Raw genomic sequence first — 25350 nt, 5'->3', positions numbered from 1 at the left:
TCAGTGGCGCCAACAGATCGAGCTGCGGATGCGGCAATAGTCCACGTGGCGTCGAACCACGAGGTGCGCATGTGTTGCAGCAGTGACCATGTCAAGGAGTCTCAGGTAGCGGACGGCCGGTACGCAATCAGGAATCCCGATATCTGAGACGTCGGTCCGTCATGTGGGACGTTCCCGCTTGTTCACGCGGCCGGTGTGGCCGAGGTCACCATCTGGTCACGGTCCCTGAACCACGCAGAGCGGCCGACCATTCCCGCGGACGGTGGTAGAAGTCGTACGCAATGCACCGGGACCACGATGCTGCTCTCTCCCGCACGGCTGACTACGCTGTGACCCATGAGCGATCTGTCTGCCCCGGCAAACGCAGGGACTGTGAGTTCTGCCTACAACCAAGCCCTCGAGGTCATCGCCTCCGTGGAGCCCCGCATCGCCGAGGCGACCAGGCAGGAGCTCGCCGACCAGCGAGCCAGCCTCAAGCTGATCGCGAGCGAGAACTACGCGAGCCCCGCCACGCTGATGACGATGGGCACCTGGTTCTCCGACAAGTACGCCGAGGGCACCGTCGGCCACCGCTTCTACGCCGGCTGCCAGAACGTCGACACCGTCGAGCAGATCGCCGCCGAGCACGCCAAGGAGCTCTTCGGCGCGGAGTACGCCTACGTCCAGCCCCACTCCGGCATCGACGCCAACCTGACCGCGTACTGGGCCATCCTCGCCCACCGGGTCGAGGGCCCGTGGTTGGAGAAGATGGCCGTCAAGAACATGAACGAGCTCTCCGAGGCCGACTGGGAGACGCTGCGTGGTGAGCTCGGCAACCAGCGCCTGCTGGGCATGTCGCTCGACGCCGGCGGCCACCTCACCCACGGCTTCCGCCCGAACATCTCCGGCAAGATGTTCCACCAGAACCAGTACGGCACCGACCCGGAGACCGGCCTGCTCGACTACGACTCGCTGCGTGCCAAGGCCAAGGAGTTCCAGCCGCTGATCATCGTGGCGGGCTACTCCGCCTACCCGCGCCGGGTGAACTTCGCCAAGATGCGCGAGATCGCCGACGAGGTCGGCGCCACCCTGATGGTCGACATGGCCCACTTTGCTGGCCTCGTGGCCGGCAAGGTGTTCCAGGGCGAGGAGAACCCGGTTCCCTACGCCGACGTCGTCACGAGCACCTCGCACAAGTCGCTGCGCGGCCCGCGCGGTGGGTTCATCCTGGCCACCGAGGAGTACGCCCCGAGCGTCGACCGCGGCTGCCCGATGGTCCTCGGCGGCCCGCTGTCCCACGTGATGGCCGCCAAGGCCGTCGCCTTCGCCGAGGCGAAGCAGGAGAGCTTCCAGACCTACGCCCAGGACGTGGCCGACAACGCCAAGAGCCTCGCGGAGGGCTTCCTCAAGCGCGGCGCGAAGCTGGTCACCGGCGGCACCGACAACCACCTCGTCCTCCTCGACGTGACCTCGTTCGGCCTCACCGGTCGTCAGGCCGAGACGGCGCTGCTCGACTCCGGCGTGGTCACCAACCGCAACTCGGTCCCGGCCGACCCCAACGGCGCCTGGTACACCTCCGGCATCCGTCTCGGCACCCCGGCCCTGACCACCCGCGGCTTCGGCGCCGACGAGTTCGACCGCGTCGCCGAGCTGATCGTCGACGTGCTCTCCAAGACCACCCCGGGCACCACGAAGGCCGGTGGTCCGTCCAAGGCGTCCTACGCCATCGAGGACGGCGTCGCCGACAACACGAAGGCCGCCGCGGCGGAGCTCCTCGCGAAGTTCCCGCTGTACCCCGGTCTCGACCTCGCCTGAGCTCGTGCCTGCTCCGAAGCGACCCAGCTCGATCCCCGGCGTCGGGGCCCCTGAGAAGGTGGTCCCGACGGCGGAGGTGCGCGTCGTCGTCGAGGACGAGTGGCCGGCGCTCAAGAAGGTGCGCCTCGCGGCTCTCCAGGACACTCCTCGTGCGTTCTGGGCGTCCTACGACGAGGTGGTCACCTGGCCCGACGAGCGTTGGCGGCTGTGGGCGGCCTCCGGTGCGGCCTACATCGCCTGGCTGGGCGAGAAGCCGTCAGGTCTCGCCGCCGGGATCATCCACGACGACGAGCACCACCTGATCAACATGTGGCTTGCCCCGGAGGCGCGTGGTCACGGTCTGGCCGAGGGCCTCATCCTGGCCGTAGCGGGCTGGGCGCGTCGTGACGGTGCCTCCGTGCTGACCCTGTGGGTCGTCGACGGCAACGAGTCCGGGCGCCGCCTCTACGAGCGCCTCGGCTTCGAGCTCACCGGTGAGACCCAGTCCTTCCCCGAGGGCGACCCGCGCACCGAGTCGAAGATGGCTCTGCGCCTCACCTGACCTGCCGGCCCAGCGCTACACCGGTCTGCGCCAGATGGACACGTGGCTCGTGGACTCGCTGGTGAAAGCGGAGCGTTCCCAGCCGCCGTAGCGCGCCTCCAGCGTCATCCCAGAGAGCCGGGCCATCAGGTCGAGCTCGGAAGGCCACACGAAGCGGAAGTTGTGCTTTCCGTACTGGAAGCGGCCGTCTGGCTCGCGGCCGTAGTGGTGAGAGATCGCCTGCTGGGTGACCAGGTCGTAGGTGTCGAACCCGAGGTGCGAGGGGGAGACGTCGAACGGGATCGCCGGGCTTCCCGGCGGGAGCCTCCGCAGCCCGGGCACCCCGACCTCGACCACGAAGCGTCCGCCTGGAGCCAGATGACGGGAGGCGTTGGCGAAGCACGCGACCTGCTCCTCCTGCGTACGCAGGTTCCCGATCGTGTTGTAGACCAGATAGACCAGCGCGTACGTCCCTACCCCGGGCGCCTCGGCAGCGGCCATGTCGCCGACCACGACCGGGATCTCCTCGTCGCTGACCTTGCGTCGCAGGACGTCGACCATCGGCTGGGAGAGCTCGATGCCCGTGACCGGCACGCCCAGCTCCCGCAGCGGTACGCCGATCCGACCCGTCCCGATGGCGAGCTCGAGCGCTGACCCGCCGTCGGCGACCTCGGCGAGGAACCGGGTCACCGGACCGGTCACCTCGGGTGAGTTCACCCAGTCGTCCGGGTCGTCGTAGCTCTCGGCCGTCTCGCGGGTCCACAGATCACTGCTGGTCATAGACATCGACTCTGCCCGCTCGAGCGCCCCGGGCGCGAACCATTTACCGCCAGGAGTAGCCGACCTCCGGCCGGCCGCCGCTGGGGCCATAGCGGACCCCGCGCGCGGCCAGGCCCTTGTCGGCGAGGTGCTCGAGGTAGCGCCGCGCGGTGACCCGCGAGGCACCGACCACGGCGGCGACCTCGCTGGCGGACAGGTCGCCGTCGGCCTCGCGCAGCGCCGCCGTCACCGCCCGCAGGGTCTCCGGGCTCATGCCCTTGGGCAGCGGTGTGCTGGAGGTGGCCCGCAGCGACCCCAGCAGCTGGTCGACCTCGTCCTGGACAACCTCGTCGGGGGCTGCGTCCAGCCGAGCATGGTAGTCGGCGTACTGCTCGAGCTTGGCCCGGAAGGTCGCGAACGTGAACGGCTTGAGCAGGTAGAGCACGACCCCCTGGACGACGGCCTGCCGCACCACCTTCGTGTCGCGCGCTGCTGTCACCGCGATCACGTCGCACAGGTGCCCGGCGGCACGCAGCCTGCTGAGCAGCCCGAGCCCGTGCCCGTCGGGCAGGTTCATGTCGAGCAGGATCAGGTCGACCGGGGTGCCCGCCTCGCGGGCCGCGTCGAGCGCGCGGACCGCCTCCCGTGCCGACCGCGCGATCCCGGCCAGCGCGAAGCCCGAGACCCGGCCGACGTACGCCGCGTGAGCCTCGGCGGCGAGCGCCTCGTCCTCGACGACCAGCACCTTGACACTCATGCCCCAACCCCCGTGCCGAGGGTGACGGTGAACTCGGCCCCGCCGAGGTGCGAGCGGCCGATGACGACCTCGCCACCGTGACGCCGGGCGATCTGGCCGACGAGCGCGAGGCCCAGGCCGCGGCCCGTGCCGGGCTCGGCCTTCGTCGTCCAGCCGCGGTCGAGGACGCGCGCCGAGTCGGCGTCGTCGAGGCCGGGGCCGCTGTCGCCCACGCGCACCGTGAGGGTGTCGTCGTCGCCGGTGAGGTGGACCTCGACCTGGCGGTGCTCGAAGCCGGAGACGGCGTCGAAGGCGTTGTCGACGAGGTTGCCCAGCACGGTCACCAGGTCGCGGGGCGGGATGCCCGTGCCCGGTGGCACCTCGCCGGCGATGCGGAACTCGACGCCCTGCTCGGCCGCCTCGGCGGACTTGCCTAGCAGGAGCGCGGCGACGACGGGATCCTCGACCGCGCCGACCACCCGGTCGGTGAGGAGCTGGGCGACCTGGAGCTCCTCGGTGGCGAACTCGACCGCGTCCTGTTCCCGGCCCATCTCGATGAGGGACACGACCGTGTGGAGCCGGTTGGCCGCCTCGTGGTTCTGCGACCGGAGCGACTCGGTGAGGCGGCGTACGACCTCGAGCTCGCCGGTCACCGACCGTAGCTCGGTGTGATCGCGCAGCGTCACCACGGCGCCGACCTCGCGGCCGTCCCACCGGGCGGGGGCGGAGGAGACCACCAGGATCCGCTCGCCGGCGAGGTAGAGATCGTCGGACTCGGCGGTGCGGCCGCGGGCGGCGGCGACCAGCCCGGGCGCCAGGTCGAGATCCTCGATCCGGGTGCCGATGACGCCGTCCGGGAGCGCCAGCAGGCGCCGCGCCTCGTCGTTGACCAGCTGCACGCGCCCATCCCCGTCGAGCAGGAGCAGACCCTCGCGGACCGAGTGGAGGACGGCGGAGTAGTACTCGTACATCCGGGCCAGCTCGCGCTCGCCCATGCCGTGGGTCAGCCGGTGCAGGCGGCGGCTCAGCAGCCAGGCGCCGAGCAGGCCGACGGCCAGCACGATGCCGCCGCACAGCAGCACGATCCCGACGTCACGCTTGAGCCCGCGGTTGATGTCGCTGAGCGTGATGCCGACGGAGACGAGCGCGACGACCTCGTCGCCGTCCTCGACCGGCACCACCGACCGCACCGACGGGCCGAGCGTGCCGGTGTACTGCTGGGTGAAGACCTCGCCCTCGGGCGCGTCGCCGAGGTCGCCGACGAACTTGCCGCCGATCTCGTCGGGGTCGGTGTGGGTGTAACGGGTGCGGTCCAGACCCATCACGACGACGAAGTCGGTGTCGGTGTCGCGACGTACCTCCTCGGCCCAGGGCTGGAGCGTCGCCGTCGGGTCGTCGCCGCGCAGCGCCGTGCGGACGGCCGGGGAGTCGGCGACGGTCTGGGCCACGGCCACGGCACGTTGGGTGGCGCGGCTGTAGGAGTCGCGCTGGGCGTCGTAGGCGGCCATCAGGATCCCGGTGACCACGAGCAGGAGCACCGTGCCGAGCTGGAGGAGCAGCACCTGCTGCGCCACCGGACGGTCGCGCAGCAGGCGGTGTCGGACCGGTCGGGTGCGGGACATCTCGTCATTCTCACCCACCTGAGCGTCGTTGTGACCCCGGCCACGAACACAACGAACACAACAGTGACGGTCGTCACGATCTGCTGGAGAGTTGCCGCGGTTGCCCGCCGGGGCGCCGGACACACACCGGACCAGGAGGAACGATGAGCACGATCACGAGCGGGGCGCCACCGAAGAAGGACCGGACCCACTATCTCTACATCGCGGTGATCGCGGCGGTGTGTCTGGGTATCGCCGTCGGACTGCTGTTCCCCAGCTTCGCCGTGCAGCTGAAGCCGATCGGCACGGCGTTCGTGAATCTGATCAAGATGATGATCCAGCCCGTCATCTTCTGCACCTTGGTGATCGGCGTGGGTTCGGTTGCCAGTGCTGCGAAGGTCGGCAAGGTCGGCGGCCTGGCGCTGTTGTACTTCATCACGATGTCGACGGTCGCACTGGCCATCGGCATGGTGGTCGGCAACCTGATCGATCCGGGCAGCGGTCTCCAGATCAGCTCCGAGTCGTCGCAGGTCGGCCAGGAGGCCGCCTCTGAAGGACACGGGAGCACCACCGACTTCCTCCTCGGCATCATTCCGACCAGCATGTTCTCGGCGCTGACCTCGGGTGTCGTGCTCCAGACCCTGTTGGTCGCGCTGCTGGTCGGGTTCGCGCTGCAGCGGATGGGCGAGTCGGGCAAGCCGATCCTGAACGTGATCGTCTGGGCCCAGAAGCTCGTCTTCCGGGTGCTCGCGATGATCATGTGGGCCGCACCCGTCGGCGCTTTCGGTGCCATCGCCGGCGTTGTCGGCGAGACCGGCGTCGACGCGCTCAAGAGCCTGGCCGTGATCATGGTGGCCTTCTACATCACCTGCGTGCTGTTCGTGTTCCTCGTGCTCGGCCTGCTCCTGAAGCTGGTCACCGGGGTCAACATCTTCAAGCTCTTCAAGTATCTCGCCCGCGAGTTCCTGCTCATCTTCTCCACGAGCTCCTCGGAGTCGGCGCTGCCGCGTCTGATCGCGAAGATGGAGCACGCAGGCGTGGAGCAGGCGACGGTCGGTGTGGTGGTTCCGACGGGCTACTCGTTCAACCTGGACGGCACCGCGATCTACCTGACGATGGCCTCGATCTTCATCGCGGACGCGATGGGTGACCCGCTGAGCATCGGTGAGCAGATCGGGTTGCTGCTGTTCATGATGGTCGCCTCGAAGGGTGCCGCCGGCGTCACCGGCGCTGGTCTGGCGACGCTTGCCGGTGGTCTGCAGTCGCATCGACCGGAGCTGGTCGACGGGGTCGGCCTGATCGTGGGGATCGACCGGTTCATGTCAGAGGCTCGGGCGTTGACCAACTTCGCGGGCAACTCGGTCGCGACCGTGCTCATCGGTCACTGGACCAAGACCGTGGACCGGCCTCAGCTCGACCGGGTCCTGGACGGTCAGGATCCGTTCGACGAGACCAGGATGATCGACGACCACGCTGCCCCGCCGCCCGCGGCGGAAGGTGAGAAGGCACTGGTATAGCCCCAGCGCCACGGGCCGTACGCAGCGCATCAAGGCGCTGCGTACGGCCAGAGGTCGCACGACCTGTCACCTGTTGCGGTAGAGGATCCGCGCCAGCTCGAACGGCGCGACGCGCCACGACCCGATCGGCCCGTCGTCGAGCCCGATCCGGCCGAGCGCTGCGACGATCCACGAGAATGCGAAGCAGCCGATGCCGGCGACGGTCCAGATCCCGACCATGCGCCAGGACAGGTCCCCGCCGAAGGCCCGGAAGATGCCGACGACGGCGCCGATGATGGCGATCGCTGCGATCAGCCAGAAGACGATCGAGCAGATGACGGCCGCCAACCGGCCGGCCACGGCCAGCGGGTCGCGAGGGTGCTCGTGATGAGGCCCCTGATGGGGAGCGTGGGGATAGTTCATTTGGTCGCTGATTCTGGCCTACGCGGGGCGTCGGAGTCACGCCGGCCCGGTGGGTCCGCCTGCCGCCCGAGTGCGTGACCGGTATCCTCCTGCGCGTTCTCGGGTGAATGTTCGACAATTTGCCCGGGACATCGATGGACCGTAACGGCTAATGTTACGGAGATCACATAACGAGGCGCTGCCTCGTGGACCCGACGCGGCCTGCGTGGCACGACTCCGTGGATCAAACGACGATGGAGGGTGCAATCCAATGCACGTACGCAAGTGGCAAATCGGAGCAGTAGCAGCGGGCCTGCTCGCCGTGACCGGCTGTGGGGTGCCGGGTGGCGGTGGCAGCGACGATGCCGGCGAGACCAAAGAGGGCGACGGCAGCATCCAGATCCTCGGTGCGATCCCCGAGGGCGAGGCGGTGGGGCTCAACGCGGCCCTCGAGACGTTCACCAAGGAGACCGGGATCAAGGTGACGTACACGCCTTCGACGGACTTCACCACCGAGATCCGCACCAAGGTCAACGGTAACGATGCGCCCGACATCGCGCTCTTCCCGCAGCCTGGTCTGGTCAACGACCTGACCGAGTCGGGTGACACGCTTCCCCTCGACGACCTCATGGACGTCGGCGCGCTCGAGGACACGATGATCCCGGGTCTGACGGACTCGGTGAAGATCGACGACAAGACCTACGGAGTGCCCGTCCGGGTCTCGATGAAGTCGCTGGTCTGGACGCCCAAGAACTTCGAGCAGTCCGGCTACAAGACGCCCACGACCTGGGACGAGCTGATGACGCTCCAGGACCAGATCATCTCCAAGGGTCAGACCCCGTGGTGCCTCGGCGCCGAGGCCGGCGCCGACACCGGCTGGGTCTACACCGACTGGGTCGAGGAGATCGTCCTGCGCCAGGAGGGCCCGGAGTTCTACGACAAGTGGACCAGTCACGAGGTCCCCTTCAACGACCCGGCGATCGTCCAGGCGATCGAGACCATGGGCGAGATCATCAACAAGCCGAAGAACGTACGCGGCGGCGCCGACGGCACCCTGAGCGAGCCGTTCGGTGACTCCCCGACGCCGCTGTTCGACGCCAAGCCCGGCTGCCAGCTGCACCGCCAGGCCAACTTCATCACCACCTTCTTCCCGAAGGAGGTCCAGGCGGACCTTGCCGGCAACGTCGGCGTCTTCGCGCTGCCGGGCAGCATGGAGGGTGGCTTCGAGGGCAACCCGGTGCTCGGTGCCGGTGACATGGCGACCGCCTTCACCAACGACACCGACGTGGTGGAGCTGATGGAGTTCTTCGCATCCCCCGACTTCGGCGCCGAGTGGGCCAAGTCCGGCGGCTGGCTCTCCCCGAGCGTCGAGTTCGACAACTCCAACTACTCCGACCCGATGTTCGGAGAGATCGCGACCCTGCTGCAGGACGCCGACACCTTCCGTTTCGACGGCTCGGACCTGATGCCCGCGCAGGTCGGCGCCGGCACCTTCTGGAGCGAGATGAACGCCTACGTCGGAGGTGAGAAGAGCGCTCAGGAGGCTGCCGACGCGATCGAGGAGAGCTGGCGCGGATGAGCGATGACCCTTTCCTGAAGATCGTCAACGGCCTCGTCGCGATCGTCCTGGGGGTCGGCGGCACCGCCGCGCTGTACTGGGTGCTGAACTTCCTGGTGGGTCTCCTGCCAGGCAAGTGGGACAAGCGGATCAAGCCGTTCGTCTTCATCGGCCCGGCCATCTTGGTGGTCACCGTCTTCCTGGTCTACCCGGCTCTGGTGACGGTGATGTACAGCTTCGCCGACGCCAACAGCATCGACTGGGTGGGCTTCCAGAACTACATCGACCTGTTCCAGGACGACGAGTTCATCGGCACGCTGGTCAACAACCTGCTCTGGATCCTCATCGTCCCGGCGGGGAGCGTGATCGTGGGTCTGCTCGTGGCGGTGCTGGCCGACCGGCTCAAGGCGGTGCCGGAGCGGATCGCGAAGTCGGTCATCTTCATGCCGATGGCGATCAGCTTCGTCGGGGCGAGCACGATCTGGACCTTCGTCTACACGACCAGGTTCGCGCAGGGCGACAAGCAGATCGGGCTCCTCTCGGCGATCTCGACGAGCCTCGGGTTCGAGCCGGTCGCCTGGCTGCGGATCTCCGACTACAACCTCAACGACCTGCTTCTGATCGTCATCATGATCTGGCTGCAGGCGGGGTTCGCGATGGTGCTGCTCTCCTCGGCGATCAAGGGAGTCCCCGAGGACACCGTGGAGGCCGCGCGCATCGACGGGGCCAGCGAGATCCAGATCTTCTTCAAGGTCGTCGTGCCGCAGATCTGGCCGACGGTGATCGTGGTGTTCGTGACGATCCTCATCCTGGTCCTGAAGGTCTTCGACATCGTCTACGTGATGACCGGTGGCCGGTCCGGCACCTCGGTGCTGGCCAACACCTTCTTCGTCGAGCTCTTCGAGTTCGGTGACGCCGGTCGAGCGGCAGCGGTCGTGGTTGTCCTGATGATCGCCGTGATCCCGGTGATGATCTACCAGATGCGCCAGTTCAAGAAGCAGGAGGCCCGCTGATGAGGAACCTCACTCTGGGCGGCGTCGCTGTTCGCGTGGGCGTCGTCCTGCTGTGCGTGCTCTGGTTCATCCCGACCCTCGGTCTGCTGGTCTCGTCGTTCCGCGACGAGGCCGATGTGAAGTCGAGCGGTTGGTGGACGGTCTTCACCGACCCGTTCGACGTGTCCCGGTGGACGTTCGACAGCTACAGCCAGGTCCTCGAGAGCGGGATGGCCAACGCCTTCGTGAACTCGCTCGTGGTCTCCGTGCCCGCGACGGTGCTGCCGATCATGATCGCTGCGTTCGCTGCGTACGCGTTCACGTTCATGCGGTTCCCGGGGCGCAACGTGCTGTTCATGCTGATCGTCGGTCTGCTGGTCATTCCGTTGCAGGTTGCCTTCGTGCCGCTGCTCAGCCTGTTCAGCGACTACGACCTCAACGGCACCTTCCTCGCGGTGTGGCTGGCCCACACCGCGTTCGGGATGCCGCTGGCGGTCTACATCCTGCGCAACTACATGGCCGGCCTGCCGCAGGAGATCATCGAGTCCGCCGAGATCGACGGTGCCTCGCACTTCCAGACGTTCTGGAGGCTGATCGTGCCGATGTCGGTGCCCGCGCTGGCCGCGTTCGCGATCTTCCAGTTCCTGTGGGTCTGGAACGACCTGCTGGTTGCCCTGATCTTCCTGGGCGCCGGCGACAACGAGGTCGTCACGATCACCCTGCGTGACCTGATCGGCGACCGTGGGCAGGAGTGGCACCTGCTCACCGCCGGTGCGTTCATCACGATGACGGTGCCGCTGCTGGTGTTCTTCTCGCTGCAGCGCTACTTCGTCCGTGGGCTCACGGCTGGATCTGTGAAGGGCTGATCGGCGGGACGGCTCTGACCGAACGGGCGCCATGTCGGTGACATGGCGCCCGTTCGCGTGGTCCACGCCGCCTGCCGACGCGGTGCCGGCCCGTGACACGGCGGATGTCGGAGGCACGCATGCGACGGACGACAGACGGTGGCGGATAAGGTCTGTGACGTGTCCGAGACATCCGCGTACGCCCCCAAGTGGGCCGGGGTCGAGCAGGTCGCTCTTCCCGAGACGGTGCGGTCGCCGTGGTGGCAGCTCGGGCGACGGCTGCTGGCGGCGCTGGCGATCATGGTCGGGACGGTTCTCCTGGTCTACCTCGACCGCGATGCGTACGCCGACAACAACGACCCGACGGGTCAGATCAGCCTCATCGACGCGATCTACTACACGACGGTGACCCTGAGCACGACCGGCTACGGCGACATCGCGCCGGTCGCGGATCACGCCCGGATGATCAACGCGTTCATCATCACGCCGGCGCGCATCGCTTTCCTGGTGCTGCTGATCGGCACCACGCTCGAGGTCCTCACCAAACAGGGCCGTGACCTCATCCGAGTCGCTCGCTGGAGGAAGAAGATGGCTCAGCACATCGTCGTCGTGGGCTACGGCACCAAGGGCCGCAGCGCCGTGGAGACGCTGCTCACCAGCGGTCTGAGCCCTGAGGAGTTCGTGGTCGTCGATCCGGACCCGGTGGCACGCTCCGATGCCCACTCCGACGGGCTGGCGGTCGTCACCGGCGACGCGACCCGGCGTGAGGTGCTGATGCGTGCCGGCGTCACGGACGCCGAGCAGGTCATCATCACCACCAACCGTGACGACTCCAACGTGCTCACGATCTTGACGGTGCGCCAGATCAACCCGGAGGCGTGGATCGTGGCCGCAGCCAGGGAACGCGAGAACGCGCCCCTGATGAAGCAGTCCGGGGCCGACTCGGTGATCACCTCGGCCGATGCGGTGGGCCGGCTGATGGGCCTGTCCACCATCTCGCCGACCTTGGGTGCGGTCATGGAGGACCTGCTCAACTCGGGCCTCGGGCTGGAGGTCGCCGAGCGCGACCTGCTGGTCAACGAGGTCGGCAAGCAGCCCCAGCAGCTGTCCGACCAGGTGATCGCGGTCGTACGCGACGAGAAGGTCTTCCGCTACTTCGATCCGGTCGTCGGCACCCTGTCGCGAGGGGACCGGCTGGTCGTCGTGCGGGCGGCGAAGGAGCTGCCGTGGGCGCCACGTCCGGGGACGCACGGCGAGGACACCGCAGACGCGTAAATAGAAGTCAGCCGCCGGAGTCTCGGGTCTCCAGCGGCTGACATGGAAGAGACTAACCGACGTCTCGGCGCGCATCAAAGAGTTGACCTGCACTTTTATGAAGATGGCCCAGTTGGGCTATGCCGGATAGTCCGAGACGGTGGTGCGTGGCGGTGGAGCGTGGCGGTTTCGGCGGCGTGCACCATGCCTGGGATGATGTCCTCATGACCGAGGCGCCCCACAGCCCCGGGTCTGCCGACGAGCAGCCGGGCCTTTCCGAGAACGAGAAGCGACTGCTCGACTTCGAGCGCTCCTGGTGGTCGGCAGGCGTCGGACGCGACGAGGCGGTCCGCGAGCAGCTGAGGATGAGCGCGGCCGACTACCACCGCTCCGTCAACGACCTGATCGACAAGCCCGAGGCGCTCGCCTATGACGGCGTCCTGGTGCGCCGGCTGCGACGGCAGCGCGACTCGCGGCGTACACAGCGCTCGAAGGGCCCGCGCCAGTAGCTCATTCGGGCAAGTCGGGTAGCCCGAAGGGGCTGTTTGCAGTCTCTTGCATTGCAGGTGCTTGCACGTTCTTGGAATCGTGGGCTAATATTTTTCTTGTCAGCCGCTGGTGACCCGAGACGCCGGCGGCTGACTTCTATTTTGCCCAAGCGTCACTCGCGTCGGCCGAGACGTCAGGCGCGTCGGCCGAGACGTCAGGCGCGTCGGCCGAGACGTCACAGGGCTGCCACGTCGGCCGACGCGAGTGACGCTTCGACCGACGTACGTGACGCTTCGATCGAGTTTGGTCAGTCGCGAGCGGTCAGGATGAGCGGGCCGTCCTCGGTGACCGCGATGGTGTGCTCCATGTGAGCACCGCGGGAGCCGTCGGCGCTGCGCAGGGTCCAGCCGTCGGGGTCGGTGAAGATCTCGTCGGTCGTGTGCAGGAACCACGGCTCGATCGCGATGACGAGTCCGGGCTGCAGCTTGAAGCCACGCCCGGGGCGGCCGTCGTTGGCGATGTGCGGGTCGCCGTGCATGGTGCGGCCGACGCCGTGGCCACCGAACTGGGTGTTGATCTTGAGGCCCTTCTCGCGCGCGACGCTGGCGATCGCGTGGGAGATGTCGCCGATCTTGTTGCCGACGCGTGCGGCGTCGATGCCGGCGGCGAGCGCCCGGGTGGTGGTCTCGATCAGATCGAGGTCCTCCTGGCGCGGTGTGCCGACGACGACGGAGAGGGCCGAGTCGGCGACCCAGCCGTCGACGCTGGCGGCGAAGTCGACGCTGAGCAGGTCGCCGTCCTGGAGCTTGTAGTCGAAGGGCAGTCCGTGCAGCACCCCGTCGTTGACCGAGGTGCAGAGCACCTTGCCGAACGGCATCGCGCCGAAGGTCGGGTGGTAGTCGATGTAGCACGACTCCGCGCCGCGGTCCTTGATCATCTTGTGCGCCAGCTCATCGAGCTCGAGCAGGTTCACACCCACGGCAGCGTGCTCGCGGAGTGCGGTCAGGACATCGGCCACGAATCGGCCGGCAGGCTTCATCTGCTCGATCTGGGTCGGGGTGCGCAGTTCGATCACAGGCACAGCGTAGCCTGAGAACGGTTCTCAGTAGAACTCAGCAGTGCTCTATCGCTTCGGGCTCCGCTTCAGCAGCGGGCATCGCGCAGCGCGGCTGCCTTCGACGTCAGGAATCGACGCTCGGCGAGGTTGGTGGCCAGCGCCGAGGCCAGGTCGTACGCAGCGGCAGCACCGTCCAGGTCGCCGGCGAGCTCCAGCAGATGAGCGCGCACGACGGGCACCCGCGGATGGTCGGCGAAGCCGGCGGCGCCGTTCTGAGCACAGTCGCGCAGGAGCTCGTCGAGCAGCGCGAGCGCGGGACCCGGGCCGTCGGCGTACCCGACCGCGACCGCCTTGTTGAGCGTCACGATCGGTCCGGGCGCGACCTTCTCCAGCAACCCGTAGAGCGCGGTGATCTGCAGCCAGTCGGTCTCCTCCGCCGAAGGCGCGCGATTGTGGAGCGCGGCGATGGCGGCCTGGATCTGGTAGGTCCCCGGCCGCCCGGTGCCGATGGCGGAGTCGATCAGCGTGATTCCCTCGCGGGTGGTCTCGTCCCGCCACAGGCTCCGGTCCTGGTCGGCCAGCGGCACGATCGCCCCGTGCGCGTCGATCCGGGCAGGACGACGGGCATCGAGCAGCAGCATCAGCGCCAGCAGCCCGACGAGCTCGCCATGGGCGGTTCCCGTCATCCGGGCGAGCGCGGTGCGGGCGAGACGGGTCAACCGGATCGCCTCGGCGCACAGGTCGACGCGTTGGAGCTGGTCACCCTCGGTCGCGACGTACCCCTCGTTGAAGAGCAGGTAGAGCACCTTCATCATCGCCGGGATCCGCGCGGCGAGGTCGGCGGTGCCGTCGAGCCCGAGCGACCTCCCTCGGATCGTCGCCTTAGCCCGGGAGATCCGCTGCGCCATCGTCTTCTCCGGGACGAGGTAGGCGCGCGCGATCTCCCGGGTGGTGAGCCCGCCGACCGCCCGCAGGGTCAGCGCCACCGCGGAGGCCGGGGTGAGGCTGGGGTGGCAGCAGAGGAGGAGTACGTCGAGGGAGTCGTCGGTCGCTGAAGCGAGGCCCGAAGCGGTCGGATCCGCGTACGTCTCGTTGGCCTCGGGCTCGGCGATGTGGTCGGCGTGCTCGCGGTCGCGGCGACGCGACTCGCTGCGCTTGGCGTCGACGAGGCGGTGCATCGCGGTGGTGACCAGCCAGCCCCGGGGCTGGTCCGGAAACCCACGTTCCGGCCACGTGCGCACCGCCTCGACCAGCGCCTCCTGCACCGCGTCCTCGGCCGCGTAGAAGTCACCGGAACGGCGGGTGACGATGGCGACGACCTGCGGCGTGAGGTCACGCAGCAGGTCAGCGGGCAGCGCCTCGGTCACTCGATGCTCGCCTCGCCGAACGCGATGGTGTCGTCGACCGAGGAGCCGTCGGTGCCGTGGTACATCCGGCGGACCTGGATCGGCTGCTGGATCGGCCGGCCGCCGGCACCGGGTGCGGCTGAGTAGAGCCCGGCGATCTCCAGGGCACGCCCCTCGGTCTCGGCGTCGATGATCATGTAGCCGGCGACCCACTCCTTGAACTCCTGGAACGGCCCGTCGGTGACGGTCCGGTCGGTGCCGTCGGAGATCACCACGAACGCCTGGTCGGGCGGCGTCAGCGCCTCGACGTGCACCAGCTCGCCGGACTCGGACAGGGCCTTGTTGAGCGCTTCGTAGTAGCTCATGTGACCCTGCAGCTCCTCCGGCTTCCATCCGGCCATCCCGCCCGGAGTGTCGTCGGTGCCGCCTTGGTAGTCGAGGATCATCAGATAGCGAGGCATGTCCTCACCCTTCCACTTCGGGCGCTCCTTGTAAGCGCCATTCACTGGGGAACGGAGCCGACCGCTCGATAACTACATGCTTCGGCATGCGACTTCGGCGTAGGTTTCGCGCTGTGCTGAAAGCCTATGACGAGCAGTTGCGAACCGACGCCGAGACTTCCGGGGCGGTGTCGGTGGCCCGGCACGGGCCGCTGCGCCTGGCGACCTTCGACGGTGGGCGAGGGTTCATCTCCTACCAGGATCTCGGTGGGGCCGACCAGGCGGGAATCGAGGCGCTGGTCTCGGCTGCGGTGGCGCACTTCGGTGCCGATCCCGCGATCGAGGAGATCGAGTGGAAGACGCGTGGGCACGACCACGCCCCCGGATTGCACGAGACGCTGCTGCAGCACGGGTTCGAGCCAGAGGATCCCGAGTCGATCATGGTCGGCGAGGCGCGACTCCTCGCTGTGGACGTGGCCCCGCCCGACGGGGTCGGTCTGCGCGCCATCACCAGCGAGGAGGACGTACGCGCTGCCAGCACCATGCAGGACGGTGTCTTCGGTTCCCCGGTTCTGGAAGCTCGCGTGGTCAGCCTGATGCGTGGGCTCGCGGCGGGGGAGTCCGAGATGTGGGTCGCCGAGGCAGCCGGAGAGATCGTCAGTGCCGGCCGGATCGACATGGTGCCGGGGTCGGAGTTCGCCGGCATCTGGGGCGGTGCGACGCTGGAGAAGTGGCGCGGCCGCGGCATCTACCGTGCCCTGACCGCTGCTCGTGCCCGCACCGCCATCGCTCGCGGCAAGCGCTACATCCACAGCGACTCGACCGAGTTCTCCCGGCCGATCCTCGAGCGCTCGGGGCTGGTCAAGGTCGGCACCACCACGCCCTACGTACGGCGCAGCCCTCGGTGATCAGGGAGCGACCGTCGCGTCCTGCCCCGAGCTGGCCAGCGACTCGGCGATCCGGCCGCTCGCCTTCAGGTGCTCGACCAGCTCGTGCACGAAGCTCACGGTGGCTGGACGGTGGTCCTGCGCGACCGCCACGGCCTGCCGGATCTGCATGAACCGGGGCTCGACCAGCCGCAGGCCGGGGTCGGCGGCGACGTGTCGGGCAAGGGGCTGCCGGATCCCGGCGGCGACATCGAGCCCGAGGTCGCGGAATGCGTCGATCCCGTCGGCGCCGCGTACGACCTCGGCGTTCTCCAGCGTGCGGGTCAGGAAGAGGTCGTAGGCCGAGCCCTCCTTCACGCCCACCCGCACGCCGGGACGGTCGACGTCGTCCGCCGTCTGGATCGGGGAGTCGGCCGCGACGGCGTAGACACCCTCGATCAGGACGTACGGCGCAGTGAACTCGACGTCGGCGGCCCGGGCGGGCTCGACCGCGAGGAAGGCGACGTCTGCGGCCCCGCTCCGCAGCGCCTCGAAGGACTTGCGGGCGGCGTCGAAGCATTGGAAGGAGACCGGTACGCCGAGCCGGCTCGCCAGCTCCCGGGCGATGTCCACGGTGACCCCGCTCGGCGCCTCGGGGGTGCCCTGGGCGAGGACCGGGTTGCCGAGGTTGATCGAGGCGCGCAGGGTTCCGGTCGGAGCGAGATCGGCGGCGTGGTGAATCGGGTCAGACATCGGGATCCTTCGGCAGGAGGGTGCGGGTCGGGTCGCCGGCCAGCCAGGCGGCGATGTCCTCGACCGCGCCGCCGTAGAAGCGGCGGTAGTTGTCCTCGGTGACGTAGCCGAGGTGCGGGGTCGCGACCACGTTCGGGAGGTGGCGCAGCACGTCGTCGGCGGGCAGCGGCTCGACGTCGAAGACGTCCAGGCCCGCTCCGGCGATCGTGCCGGAGCCGAGGTGGGCGACCAGCGCCTCGGTGTCGACCAGTCCGGCACGCGAGGTGTTGACCAGGTGGGCGGTCGGCTTCATCGAGGCCAGCTCGGCATGTCCGACGATGTGCCGGGTGGTCTCGGAGAGGACGAGATGGAGCGAGAGGATGTCGCTGGTCTCGAACAGGGTGGCCTTGTCGACCGCGTGCACCCCGGCCGGCTCGGCGCGCTCGGCGGTGAGGTGAGGACTCCAGGCGATCACGTCCATCCCGAACGCCTGCCCGACCGCCGCGACCCGGGTCCCGATCTTGCCGAGCCCGAGCAGACCGAGGGTCCGGCCGTGGAGGTCGCTGCCGACGGTCCGCTGCCAGGTGACGCTGCTCGCCTCGGTGACGATGTGGCGGGTCAGCGCGTGGATCAGCGCCCAGGTCAGCTCGACCGGCGGGTGCGGGCTCGACGGCGTGCCGCACACCGTGACGCCGAGCCGCTCGGCCGCGGCGAGGTCGATCGAGGCGTTGCGCATCCCGGTCGTGACCAGCAGCTTCAGGTTCGTCAGCCGTTCCAGGACCGCGGCCGGGAAGGGCGTCCGCTCTCGCATCGCCACCACGATCTCGACACCGTCGAGCGCCCGGACCAGGGCATCCGGGTCGAGATGCTCGGTCACCGAGGTGACCTCGACCCCGTCGAGAGAGTCCCAAGCGGCGTACGTCCTCGCCACGTCCTGATAGTCGTCGATAATCACGCAGCGCACGACCGTGAATCTATCGGGGTCCCCGCGTTCTGCTGTGAGCGGATCTGCCTGCGGCGGATCCGCTGGTACGTGGCCTCGGGCTCGGTCAGAGTCGATGGCATGACTCAGACACCCATCAGTGCCGGGCCGCTCGACGAGCAGCTGACGGCAAGACTCCAGAACCAGCGGATCATCGTGCTCGGCCAGGAGGTGGACGACGCGATCGCCAACCGGATCTGCGCGCAGCTGCTCCTGCTCAGTGCCGAGGACCCGCACCGTGACATCTCCCTCTACATCAACTCGCCCGGCGGCTCGGTGACGGCCGGGATGGCGATCTACGACGTGATGCACCTGATCCCCAACGACGTCTCCACGCTCGGGATGGGGATGGCTGCGAGCATGGGGCAGTTCCTGCTCACCGCAGGCACGCCGGGGAAGCGCTACGTCCTGCCGCACACCGAGGTGCTGCTCCACAAGGGGTCGGCCGGGATCGGCGGGTCCGCGGCCGACATCGAGGTGCAGGCGGCGCGGCTGGCGCGGATGACCGAGCAGATGCTGCGGATCACCGCCTCACACACCGGCCAGAGCGTCGAGCAGATCGACAAGGACTCGCTACGGGACCGATGGTTCACCGCGGAGGAGGCGCGCGAGTACGGGTTCGTGGACGAGGTGCTCAACGACGTGCAGTCGGTGACGCCGGTGCAGCAGCGCGGCGTCGCCTTCGGCCTGTCCCCTGCCGGTGGTGCCCGATGAGCGAGCGTCAGCGAGCGAACGTCGGATCGTTCATCGGGCCGCGTCCGTATTCTGGCGCTTGCGCTACGGAGGTGGCCCGATGAGCTCGTACACGATCCCCTCGGTCGTCGAGAAGACCCGCAACGGCGAGCGTGCGGTCGACATCTACAGCCGGCTGCTCTCGGACCGGATCATCTACATCGGCACTCCGATCGACGACGGCGTCGCCAACGTCGTCATCGCGCAGCTGCTGCACTTGGAGTCGGAGTCCCCGGACTCCGAGATCAACCTCTATCTCAGCTCGCCCGGCGGGGACCCGACCGCGATGTTCGGCATCTACGACACGATGCAGTTCATCCGGGCCACGGTCGCGACCACGTGCGTGGGCCAGGCGGCCGGCTCGGCGGCGGTGCTCCTGGCCGCGGGGGAGCCGGGGCGGCGTACGGTGCTCCCGCATGCGCGGGTGGTGCTGCAGCAGCCGGGACAGGGCGGTCAGCGGGGCGACGTCACCGACCTGCAGGTCGCGGCGAAGGAGATCAGCCGGGTGCGCGCCGAGATGGACGCGCTGCTCGCGCGCCACACCGGCCACAGCCTGGACAAGGTCCACACCGACACCGAGCGCGACCTCGTCCTGGGCGCCGAGGAGTCTGTGGCGTACGGGCTGGCGGACGGGGTGCTGGAGAGCCGCAAGCTCGCGGCGCTCTGAGCCGAGCCGACCGGGTCAGGCGGCGAGAGCCAGGGGGCCGGAGAGGCGGGCGCCCGCGCGCAGCGTGCGGGTGACCCGCTCGGTGAGGTCGACGAGACCCAGACCGAGGGCACCGCCCACGGCCTCGAGCATCTCGGAGCTGGGCTCCTTGCGGCCGCGCTCGATCTCGGAGAGGTATTGCGTCGAGACGCCGGCATCGCCGGCGACGTCGGCGAGCGTACGCTCCTGGCGGGACCGCTCCTCGCGGATCACCTGGCCGGCTGCCTCACGCCACAGCGGCGCCGGCTTGTCCTCGTCCGGCAGCGGGTGGCCGGGAAACCTGATCAATTCGCCCATGACCCCACCTTAGCGCTGCGCGGATGGGCCGAGCGGGCCGTTCGCCCGGGGCGAACAGAGGTCCTACCAGGAGTTATATCGGTCGAACGATAGATGCCGAGGACTTGCCAGCGAGGCTCGACACTCCGATAGTGGTCGCACAGTTTCGATCTTTGTGGGTCTACTGTGCACGACCAGAGAACTTGTCGAGTCGTTGGTATCACGGGGGAATCGTGTTGCACCGCAAGCAGATCGCCTTGGCCGGTATGGCTACAGGGCTGGCCATGACGAGCATCGGGATCGGTGGGTTGATCGTCGGAAACGCCGGAGCCGAGGAGCCAGGCCACAGCTACGCCACAGACGAGTCCGGGGTCAGCCTGATCTCACCGGTCTCGCCGGTGGCACCGCTGGAGAAGTCTTCCTCGACGCCGACGCAGAGCGGTCCGTTCAGTCGGGCTCCAGGGAGCGAGGCGCCGGAGGCCGGCGAGTCGGTCCCGGCGAGCCCGCGTGCGGTCGAGGAGTCGGCGCCGGGCTCGATGTCCCCGGTCCCGGCACGCCCCACTCAGATTCCGTCGGAGCCCAGGCCGACGGGCAGGCCGGGCGGACCCGGCGGGTCGCCCAGCGAGCCCGGTGAGTCGCCGAGCCAGCCGACCGAGTCGCCGAGCCAGCCGACCGAGTCGCCGAGCCAGCCGACCGAGTCGCCGAGCGAGCCGACCGAGTCGCCGAGCGAGTCGGACACCGGCGAGCCCGACCCCTCGGACCCGCCCACTGACTGATCTCGGCTCCTGAGTGCCGGTCGCGATGCCCCGGGGAGGGTAACGCTCGAGGCCTCGCTGCCCTAGGCTGTGCGCCACACCACGCGCGGGGCGGGTACAGGAGTCGAGTTGCACATCAAGCAGGTCGCCATTGCGGGCATCCTGGCCGGCGCGGTCATGACCGGTCTCGGGGCGATCGTCCTTGTCGCTGGTCTGGCCGGGGGCGAGCGCCCTGATCGTGACCCGCTCACCGGGTACGAGGGTGTCGAGGACACGTACCCCGATGTGGATCCGCTGCCGCCGATCCCCGCCGCGAAGCTGTCCGAGGAGCCGTCCACCGGCGCGCCCGCGCGTCCGGGTGGTGCCGCCGAGGATCACCACGGCACGATCGACGATCCTGGCGAGCCCAGCCCGACCATGGGTGCGGACCCGAACCGTCCGAAGCCTCCGCGCGAACTGGCCGAGCCCGGTCGGACCGCCGGCTCGACGCCCACCTCGGACCCCACGCGCACCTCAGAGCCGGAGCCGACGGCCGAGCCCACCGATCCCGCCGAGCCGACCGCGGAGCCGACGCCGACCGAGACAGCGAGTCCCAGCGAGGAGCCGCAGTCGCAGTCGCTCGGTCGGACCGGGGGCTAGCCGTTCGGGGCTGTTCGGGTCGGCGTCACCACCCCCGCGAGCGCCACTCCGCGAGATGGGGCCGCTCCGCGCCGAGCGTGGAGTCGTCGCCGTGACCAGGGTAGAACCACGTCTCGTCCGGCAGGCGACCGAAGATCCTCGTCTCCAGGTCGTCCATCAGCGATCCGAAGTCCTCGGGAGTTGTTGTCCGCCCAGGACCCCCTGGGAAGAGGCTGTCGCCCGTCCACAGGTGAGGCGTGCCCTCGGGGTCGTGGTAGACGAGCGCGACCGACCCGGGCGTGTGACCGCGCAGCGCGATCACCTCGAGGTCGCAGCGGCCGACGGTGACGGTGTCGCCGTGGGAGAGAGGGCGAGAGACAGGTACGCCGGTGGCCTCCGTGATCGCGGCGGCATCGGGCTCTCCGGCCAGGACCACGGCGCCGGTCGCGGCGACGACCTCCGCCAGGGCTCGATGGTGGTCCCAGTGCTGGTGGGTGGTGACGACGGTGGCCAGCTCCTCTCCGATGAGGGGGAGCAGGGTCTCGGGCTCGGCCGCGGCGTCGATCAGGAGCTGCTCGCCGGTGGACCGGCAGCGCAGCAGATAGCAGTTGTTGGACATCTGCGCGTCGACGGCCACCTTGGTGACGGTCAGGCCGCCGAGCTCACGCACGTCGGCCGGGCCGCCCGGTTTCACGGCGCCTGTATAAGTGGAGGGGACATCGCTCATGCCCCCATGCAAGCACGTCTGAAGCCGGCGCAAGCAAAATTGTCGGTGCTCCGTGAGAGGGTGCAATCTGAAGCCTTCTTGGCGTCGTATGATGCGAACATCAGTTCGACGCGGTAGCGCGATGCGATAGCACTGAACGAGGAAAGAACGTGGCGGAGCAGCAACTGATCATCCGGGGAGCCCGGGAGCACAACCTCAAGGACGTCTCCCTTGACCTGCCCAGGGACTCGATGATCGTGTTCACCGGCCTGTCCGGGAGTGGCAAGTCGAGCCTGGCGTTCGACACCATCTTCGCGGAGGGCCAGCGTCGCTACGTCGAGTCGCTGTCTGCGTACGCTCGACAGTTCCTCGGCCAGATGGACAAGCCCGACGTCGACTTCATCGAGGGGCTCTCCCCGGCGGTCTCGATCGACCAGAAGTCGACCTCGAAGAACCCGCGCTCGACGGTCGGCACGATCACCGAGGTCTACGACTACCTGCGATTGCTCTACGCACGGGCCGGCCGTCCGCACTGCCCGACCTGCGGGGCGCCGATCGAGCGGCAGACACCGCAGCAGATCGTCGACCACGTGCTCACTCTGGAGGAGGGGCGCCGCTTCCAGGTGCTCAGCCCGGTGATCCGGGCGCGCAAGGGGGAGTACGTCGAGCTCTTCAGCCAGCTGCAGCAGCAGGGCTACTCCCGCGTGCGGGTGGACGGCGAGACCCATCAGCTCGACGCGCCGCCCAAGCTGGAGAAGCAGAAGAAGCACACCATCGAGGTGGTCATCGACCGGCTCGCGGTCAAGGAGTCCTCCAAGCGGCGGCTGACCGACTCGGTCGAGACCGCGCTGGAGCTGGCCGGCGGCCTGGTCGTCTTCGACTTCGTCACTGGGCCCGATGGCGAGGGTGGCGAGCAGATGAAGTTCTCCGAGCGGATGTCGTGCCCCAACGACCACCTGCTCGACACCGACGAGCTCGAGCCGCGCTCGTTCTCGTTCAACTCGCCCTTCGGCGCGTGCCCGGCCTGCACGGGGCTCGGCACCCGGATGGAGGTGGACCCGGAGCTGGTCGTCCCCAACCCGGCCGCCACCCTCGCCGAGGGCGCCCTGCAGCCCTGGTCTCAAGCCCACGTCGCCGACTACTTCCTGCGTCTCCTGGAGGCTCTCGGCGGTGAGCTGGGCTTCGATCTCGACACCCCGTGGGACGAGATCCCGGCCACCGGTCAGAAGGCGATCCTCGACGGTCACGCACGCAAGGTGCACGTGGTCTCGGTCAACCGCTACGGCCGCCGCCGCTCCTACGACGCGGAGTTCGAGGGCGTGCGCCGGTGGGTCGAGCGCCGTCACAAGGAGGCGGAGTCCGACACCACCCGTGAGCGCTTCGAGGGCTACATGCGCCAGGTGCCGTGCCCGACCTGCAAGGGCACCCGGCTCAAGCCCGTCTCCACCTCGGTGACGCTGGGAGAGCGGAGCGAGGGTGGACTCAACATCGCCGAGCTGTGCGCGCTGCCGATCAACGAGGCCGCCGACTGGCTCGACCAGGTCGAGCTGTCCGGGCGGGAGCGGCAGATCGCCGAGCAGGTCCTCAAGGAGATCCAGGCGCGGCTGCGCTTCCTCCTCGATGTCGGCCTGGACTACCTCTCCCTGGAGCGGCCCTCGGGCTCGCTCTCCGGCGGAGAAGCCCAGCGGATCCGGCTGGCGACCCAGATCGGCTCCGGCCTGGTGGGCGTCCTCTATGTGCTGGACGAGCCTTCCATCGGCCTCCACCAGCGCGACAACCATCGCCTGATCGAGACCCTCGAACGGCTCAAGCGTCTCGGCAACACCCTGATCGTGGTCGAGCACGACGAGGACACCATCAAGGTCGCCGACTGGGTCGTCGACATCGGGCCCGGCGCGGGCGAGCATGGCGGCCAGGTGATCCACTCCGGCACGGTCGAGGACCTGCTCGCCAACGAACAGTCCCTGACTGGCCAGTATCTGGCCGGCCGCCGCGAGATCGCCGTCCCGGCCGTACGCCGCCCGCGCACCGCCGGGCGCGAGCTGACCGTCCACGGCGCCAAGGAGAACAACCTCAAGGACGTCGACGTCACCTTCCCGCTGGGGCTCTTCCTCGCCGTCACCGGCGTCTCGGGCTCGGGCAAGTCGACGCTCGTCAACGACATCCTCTACACCGCGCTGGCCAAGGAGTTCTACCGTGCCCGCACGGTCCCGGGCCGGCACACCAAGATCTCCGGCCTGGACAACGTCGACAAGGTGATCCACGTCGACCAGTCCCCGATCGGGCGTACGCCGCGGTCCAACCCGGCCACCTACACCGGCGTCTTCGACCACGTCCGCAAGCTCTTCGCCTCCACGCCGGAGGCCAAGATGCGGGGCTATCTGCAGGGTCGGTTCTCGTTCAACGTCAAGGGCGGACGCTGCGAGGCCTGCTCGGGCGACGGCACGATCAAGATCGAGATGAACTTCCTGCCCGACGTCTATGTGCCGTGCGAGGTCTGCCACGGTGCGCGCTACAACCGCGAGACGCTCGAGGTGCACTACAAGGGCAAGTCGATCGCCGAGGTGCTCGACATGCCGATCGAGGAGGCGGTCGAGTTCTTCGCGGCCGTGCCCGCGATCGCGCGCCACATGAAGACCCTGATGGAGGTCGGTCTGGGATACGTGCGTCTCGGGCAGCCCGCGACCACCCTGTCCGGCGGCGAGGCGCAGCGCGTCAAGCTCTCCGCCGAGCTGCAGAAGCGCTCGACCGGCAAGACGCTCTATGTCCTCGACGAGCCCACCACAGGCCTCCACTTCGAAGACATCCGCAAGCTCATCGGCGTGCTCTCCTCGCTGGTCGACAAGGGCAACACGGTGCTGGTCATCGAGCACAACCTCGACGTCGTCAAGACCGCAGACTGGATCATCGACATGGGCCCGGAGGGCGGCAACCGCGGTGGCACCGTGATCGCCGAGGGCACGCCCGAGACCGTCGCCGCGACACCTGGCAGCCACACCGGTGGCTTCCTCGCCCCGCTGCTCGACGGCAAGGCCGCCGAGCAGCCGCCGGACAAGCCGGTGAAGGCGAAGGCGGAGCCGGCCGCGAAGACAGCGGCCAAGAAGCCGGCAGCCAAGAAGAAGCCGGCGGCGCGCAAGAAGGTCAGCGCGAGCTGATCCGAGAGACCGAGAATTGCCTGAGGGTTGCGCTCGGCGAGCGACGCGGCTCGCCGAGCGCGCCTATCCTTGGCGGCATGAGCGAATCTGGAATCACCCGGCGCAGGGTCGTCACCGGCACCGCGGTGGGCGCAGTCGGCGTGCCTCTTCTGGTCGCGTGCGGTAGCGGTGACGGCGGCTCAGGTGCCGACTCCTCGGGTGACACCGAGCCGGCTGGCAGCGGCCCCCTGGTCGCGGTCAGCGAGGTCCCGGTCGGCGGGGGAGTGGTCGTCGCCGACCGCAACCTGGTGGCCACCCAGCCCACCGAGGGCACGTTCAAGGTCTTCTCCGCCATCTGTCCGCATCGCAGCTGCCCGGTCACGAAGGTCGCCGGGGGCAGCATCGACTGCCCGTGCCACGGCAGCCGCTTCTCGATCGAGGACGGCTCGGTGATGCAGGGCCCGGCGACGAGTCCGCTGGAAGAGGTCTCCTTCGAGGTCACCGACGGCGAGATCGTCCCCAGCTGACCCTCCCCGCCGAGTCCTGACCGATGG

General features: G+C 68.7%; 27 protein-coding genes. 14 read left to right on the top strand and 13 right to left on the bottom strand.

The window, feature by feature from the left end; genetic code table 11:
• Positions 1 to 336: 336 nt before the first annotated feature.
• The gene (locus BJ988_RS13060) at positions 337 to 1794 is read left to right on the top strand and encodes a glycine hydroxymethyltransferase (protein ID WP_179658391.1); all 1458 of its coding nucleotides are present in this window, start codon (positions 337 to 339) and stop codon (positions 1792 to 1794) included.
• A gap of 4 nt (positions 1795 to 1798) precedes the next feature.
• Positions 1799 to 2335, top strand: a complete 537-nt coding sequence (locus BJ988_RS31345; RefSeq protein ID WP_179658390.1) for a GNAT family N-acetyltransferase — start codon at positions 1799 to 1801, stop codon at positions 2333 to 2335.
• Positions 2336 to 2350: 15 nt separating this feature from the next.
• Here the strand turns inward: BJ988_RS31345 and BJ988_RS13050 are convergent, their stop codons facing one another.
• Genes BJ988_RS13050 through BJ988_RS13040 form a run of 3 tightly spaced genes read right to left on the bottom strand, consistent with a single transcriptional unit; the run spans position 2351 to position 5431 of the window.
• Positions 2351 to 3094: a class I SAM-dependent DNA methyltransferase gene (locus BJ988_RS13050; protein WP_179658389.1), complete on the bottom strand. Its 744-nt coding sequence runs from the start codon at positions 3092 to 3094 to the stop codon at positions 2351 to 2353.
• Between the two features lie 43 nt (positions 3095 to 3137).
• Positions 3138 to 3830, bottom strand: a complete 693-nt coding sequence (locus BJ988_RS13045; RefSeq protein ID WP_179658388.1) for a response regulator — start codon at positions 3828 to 3830, stop codon at positions 3138 to 3140.
• Complete coding sequence (locus BJ988_RS13040) at positions 3827 to 5431, bottom strand: sensor histidine kinase (RefSeq protein ID WP_179658387.1); 1605 nt, start codon at positions 5429 to 5431, stop codon at positions 3827 to 3829. The genes BJ988_RS13045 and BJ988_RS13040 overlap by 4 nt, the downstream gene beginning before the upstream one ends.
• A 143-nt stretch (positions 5432 to 5574) precedes the next feature.
• On the opposite strand from BJ988_RS13040, the gene BJ988_RS13035 reads away from it, so the two are divergent.
• Positions 5575 to 6927, top strand: a complete 1353-nt coding sequence (locus BJ988_RS13035; protein ID WP_179658386.1) for a cation:dicarboxylate symporter family transporter — start codon at positions 5575 to 5577, stop codon at positions 6925 to 6927.
• 66 nt (positions 6928 to 6993) lie between these two features.
• Here the strand turns inward: BJ988_RS13035 and BJ988_RS13030 are convergent, their stop codons facing one another.
• Positions 6994 to 7329, bottom strand: coding sequence for a hypothetical protein (locus tag BJ988_RS13030; protein ID WP_179658385.1), 336 nt, complete (start codon positions 7327 to 7329; stop codon positions 6994 to 6996).
• Between the two features lie 250 nt (positions 7330 to 7579).
• Here BJ988_RS13030 and BJ988_RS13025 point away from each other — a divergent pair, with 250 nt between their 5' ends.
• The 5 genes from BJ988_RS13025 to BJ988_RS13005 all read left to right on the top strand — a co-directional run bounded on the left by BJ988_RS13025 (position 7580) and on the right by BJ988_RS13005 (position 12466).
• Positions 7580 to 8887, top strand: coding sequence for an ABC transporter substrate-binding protein (locus BJ988_RS13025; RefSeq protein WP_179658384.1), 1308 nt, complete (start codon positions 7580 to 7582; stop codon positions 8885 to 8887).
• Entirely contained in the window at positions 8884 to 9879 is a 996-nt protein-coding gene (locus BJ988_RS13020) for a carbohydrate ABC transporter permease (RefSeq protein WP_179658383.1), read from the top strand. Before BJ988_RS13025 ends, BJ988_RS13020 begins: the two co-directional genes overlap by 4 nt.
• Entirely contained in the window at positions 9879 to 10724 is an 846-nt protein-coding gene (locus BJ988_RS13015; RefSeq protein WP_179658382.1) for a carbohydrate ABC transporter permease, read from the top strand. Before BJ988_RS13020 ends, BJ988_RS13015 begins: the two co-directional genes overlap by 1 nt.
• Before the next feature lie 159 nt (positions 10725 to 10883).
• A complete protein-coding gene (locus BJ988_RS13010) occupies positions 10884 to 11978 on the top strand; it encodes an NAD-binding protein (RefSeq protein ID WP_179658381.1) in 1095 nt (364 codons plus the stop codon).
• A gap of 203 nt (positions 11979 to 12181) precedes the next feature.
• Positions 12182 to 12466 carry a DUF3263 domain-containing protein gene (locus BJ988_RS13005; RefSeq protein ID WP_179658380.1) on the top strand — a complete coding sequence of 95 codons (285 nt, stop codon included), beginning with the start codon at positions 12182 to 12184 and terminating at the stop codon, positions 12464 to 12466.
• A 287-nt stretch (positions 12467 to 12753) separates the two neighbouring features.
• Here the strand turns inward: BJ988_RS13005 and map are convergent, their stop codons facing one another.
• The 3 genes from map to BJ988_RS12990 all read right to left on the bottom strand — a co-directional run bounded on the left by map (position 12754) and on the right by BJ988_RS12990 (position 15310).
• The gene (map, locus tag BJ988_RS13000) at positions 12754 to 13521 is read right to left on the bottom strand and encodes a type I methionyl aminopeptidase (protein ID WP_179658379.1); all 768 of its coding nucleotides are present in this window, start codon (positions 13519 to 13521) and stop codon (positions 12754 to 12756) included.
• Between the two features lie 68 nt (positions 13522 to 13589).
• Complete coding sequence (locus BJ988_RS12995) at positions 13590 to 14870, bottom strand: RNA polymerase sigma factor (protein WP_343051596.1); 1281 nt, start codon at positions 14868 to 14870, stop codon at positions 13590 to 13592.
• On the bottom strand, positions 14867 to 15310 hold the full coding sequence (locus tag BJ988_RS12990) for a YciI family protein (protein WP_218860833.1): 444 nt from the start codon (positions 15308 to 15310) through the stop codon (positions 14867 to 14869). Before BJ988_RS12990 ends, BJ988_RS12995 begins: the two co-directional genes overlap by 4 nt.
• Positions 15311 to 15423: 113 nt before the next feature.
• On the opposite strand from BJ988_RS12990, the gene BJ988_RS12985 reads away from it, so the two are divergent.
• On the top strand, positions 15424 to 16197 hold the full coding sequence (locus tag BJ988_RS12985) for a GNAT family N-acetyltransferase (protein WP_343051595.1): 774 nt from the start codon (positions 15424 to 15426) through the stop codon (positions 16195 to 16197).
• Here the strand turns inward: BJ988_RS12985 and BJ988_RS12980 are convergent, their stop codons facing one another.
• Both BJ988_RS12980 and BJ988_RS12975 read right to left on the bottom strand, forming a co-directional pair.
• Positions 16198 to 16908: a transporter substrate-binding domain-containing protein gene (locus BJ988_RS12980; RefSeq protein WP_179658376.1), complete on the bottom strand. Its 711-nt coding sequence runs from the start codon at positions 16906 to 16908 to the stop codon at positions 16198 to 16200.
• Positions 16901 to 17851 carry an NAD(P)-dependent oxidoreductase gene (locus BJ988_RS12975; protein ID WP_179658375.1) on the bottom strand — a complete coding sequence of 317 codons (951 nt, stop codon included), beginning with the start codon at positions 17849 to 17851 and terminating at the stop codon, positions 16901 to 16903. Before BJ988_RS12975 ends, BJ988_RS12980 begins: the two co-directional genes overlap by 8 nt.
• Positions 17852 to 17950: 99 nt before the next feature.
• Here BJ988_RS12975 and BJ988_RS12970 point away from each other — a divergent pair, with 99 nt between their 5' ends.
• Together BJ988_RS12970 and BJ988_RS12965 are read left to right on the top strand one after the other, a co-directional pair.
• Entirely contained in the window at positions 17951 to 18583 is a 633-nt protein-coding gene (locus BJ988_RS12970) for a ClpP family protease (protein WP_179658374.1), read from the top strand.
• Between the two features lie 79 nt (positions 18584 to 18662).
• Entirely contained in the window at positions 18663 to 19268 is a 606-nt protein-coding gene (locus tag BJ988_RS12965; RefSeq protein ID WP_179658373.1) for a ClpP family protease, read from the top strand.
• A gap of 15 nt (positions 19269 to 19283) precedes the next feature.
• On the opposite strand, the gene BJ988_RS12960 is transcribed toward BJ988_RS12965, so the two are convergent.
• The 3 genes from BJ988_RS12960 to BJ988_RS12950 form a co-directional block, all read right to left on the bottom strand.
• Positions 19284 to 19604, bottom strand: a complete 321-nt coding sequence (locus BJ988_RS12960) for a helix-turn-helix domain-containing protein (RefSeq protein WP_179658372.1) — start codon at positions 19602 to 19604, stop codon at positions 19284 to 19286.
• Between the two features lie 328 nt (positions 19605 to 19932).
• Positions 19933 to 20145 (bottom strand): hypothetical protein, encoded by a 213-nt coding sequence (locus BJ988_RS12955; protein WP_179658371.1) that lies wholly within the window; start codon positions 20143 to 20145, stop codon positions 19933 to 19935.
• Positions 20146 to 20322 carry a hypothetical protein gene (locus BJ988_RS12950; protein WP_179658370.1) on the bottom strand — a complete coding sequence of 59 codons (177 nt, stop codon included), beginning with the start codon at positions 20320 to 20322 and terminating at the stop codon, positions 20146 to 20148.
• Between the two features lie 145 nt (positions 20323 to 20467).
• Between BJ988_RS12950 and BJ988_RS12945 the strand changes: the two genes are divergently transcribed.
• Positions 20468 to 20977, top strand: a complete 510-nt coding sequence (locus BJ988_RS12945; protein WP_179658369.1) for a hypothetical protein — start codon at positions 20468 to 20470, stop codon at positions 20975 to 20977.
• Positions 20978 to 21002: 25 nt separating this feature from the next.
• On the opposite strand, the gene BJ988_RS12940 is transcribed toward BJ988_RS12945, so the two are convergent.
• Positions 21003 to 21683, bottom strand: coding sequence for an MBL fold metallo-hydrolase (locus tag BJ988_RS12940; protein ID WP_179658368.1), 681 nt, complete (start codon positions 21681 to 21683; stop codon positions 21003 to 21005).
• Positions 21684 to 21832: 149 nt separating this feature from the next.
• Here BJ988_RS12940 and uvrA point away from each other — a divergent pair, with 149 nt between their 5' ends.
• A complete protein-coding gene (uvrA, locus tag BJ988_RS12935) occupies positions 21833 to 24817 on the top strand; it encodes an excinuclease ABC subunit UvrA (RefSeq protein WP_179658367.1) in 2985 nt (994 codons plus the stop codon).
• Between the two features lie 77 nt (positions 24818 to 24894).
• Entirely contained in the window at positions 24895 to 25323 is a 429-nt protein-coding gene (locus tag BJ988_RS12930) for a Rieske (2Fe-2S) protein (protein WP_179658366.1), read from the top strand.
• Positions 25324 to 25350: the final 27 nt, after the last annotated feature.

Origin of the sequence: Nocardioides panzhihuensis, from assembly GCF_013408335.1 — a bacterium.
Taxonomy (GTDB): Bacteria; Actinomycetota; Actinomycetes; order Propionibacteriales; family Nocardioidaceae; genus Nocardioides; species Nocardioides panzhihuensis.
This window is presented reverse-complemented; position numbering and strand designations above follow the sequence as displayed.

Excerpts from the sequence above, each read along its gene's own strand:
- BJ988_RS13025 (WP_179658384.1), top strand. The coding sequence starts at position 7,580 with ATGCACGTACGCAAGTGGCAAATCGGAGCAGTAGCAGCGGGCCTGCTC.
- BJ988_RS12980 (WP_179658376.1), bottom strand. The coding sequence starts at position 16,908 with ATGTCTGACCCGATTCACCACGCCGCCGATCTCGCTCCGACCGGAACC.
- BJ988_RS13005 (WP_179658380.1), top strand. The coding sequence starts at position 12,182 with ATGACCGAGGCGCCCCACAGCCCCGGGTCTGCCGACGAGCAGCCGGGC.
- BJ988_RS13015 (WP_179658382.1), top strand. The coding sequence starts at position 9,879 with ATGAGGAACCTCACTCTGGGCGGCGTCGCTGTTCGCGTGGGCGTCGTC.
- BJ988_RS12970 (WP_179658374.1), top strand. The coding sequence starts at position 17,951 with ATGACTCAGACACCCATCAGTGCCGGGCCGCTCGACGAGCAGCTGACG.
- BJ988_RS13060 (WP_179658391.1), top strand. The coding sequence starts at position 337 with ATGAGCGATCTGTCTGCCCCGGCAAACGCAGGGACTGTGAGTTCTGCC.
- BJ988_RS13045 (WP_179658388.1), bottom strand. The coding sequence starts at position 3,830 with ATGAGTGTCAAGGTGCTGGTCGTCGAGGACGAGGCGCTCGCCGCCGAG.
- BJ988_RS13050 (WP_179658389.1), bottom strand. The coding sequence starts at position 3,094 with ATGACCAGCAGTGATCTGTGGACCCGCGAGACGGCCGAGAGCTACGAC.
- BJ988_RS13035 (WP_179658386.1), top strand. The coding sequence starts at position 5,575 with ATGAGCACGATCACGAGCGGGGCGCCACCGAAGAAGGACCGGACCCAC.
- BJ988_RS13020 (WP_179658383.1), top strand. The coding sequence starts at position 8,884 with ATGAGCGATGACCCTTTCCTGAAGATCGTCAACGGCCTCGTCGCGATC.
- BJ988_RS13030 (WP_179658385.1), bottom strand. The coding sequence starts at position 7,329 with ATGAACTATCCCCACGCTCCCCATCAGGGGCCTCATCACGAGCACCCT.
- BJ988_RS12965 (WP_179658373.1), top strand. The coding sequence starts at position 18,663 with ATGAGCTCGTACACGATCCCCTCGGTCGTCGAGAAGACCCGCAACGGC.
- BJ988_RS12940 (WP_179658368.1), bottom strand. The coding sequence starts at position 21,683 with ATGAGCGATGTCCCCTCCACTTATACAGGCGCCGTGAAACCGGGCGGC.
- BJ988_RS12960 (WP_179658372.1), bottom strand. The coding sequence starts at position 19,604 with ATGGGCGAATTGATCAGGTTTCCCGGCCACCCGCTGCCGGACGAGGAC.
- BJ988_RS12930 (WP_179658366.1), top strand. The coding sequence starts at position 24,895 with ATGAGCGAATCTGGAATCACCCGGCGCAGGGTCGTCACCGGCACCGCG.
- BJ988_RS13040 (WP_179658387.1), bottom strand. The coding sequence starts at position 5,431 with ATGTCCCGCACCCGACCGGTCCGACACCGCCTGCTGCGCGACCGTCCG.
- BJ988_RS12990 (WP_218860833.1), bottom strand. The coding sequence starts at position 15,310 with ATGCCTCGCTATCTGATGATCCTCGACTACCAAGGCGGCACCGACGAC.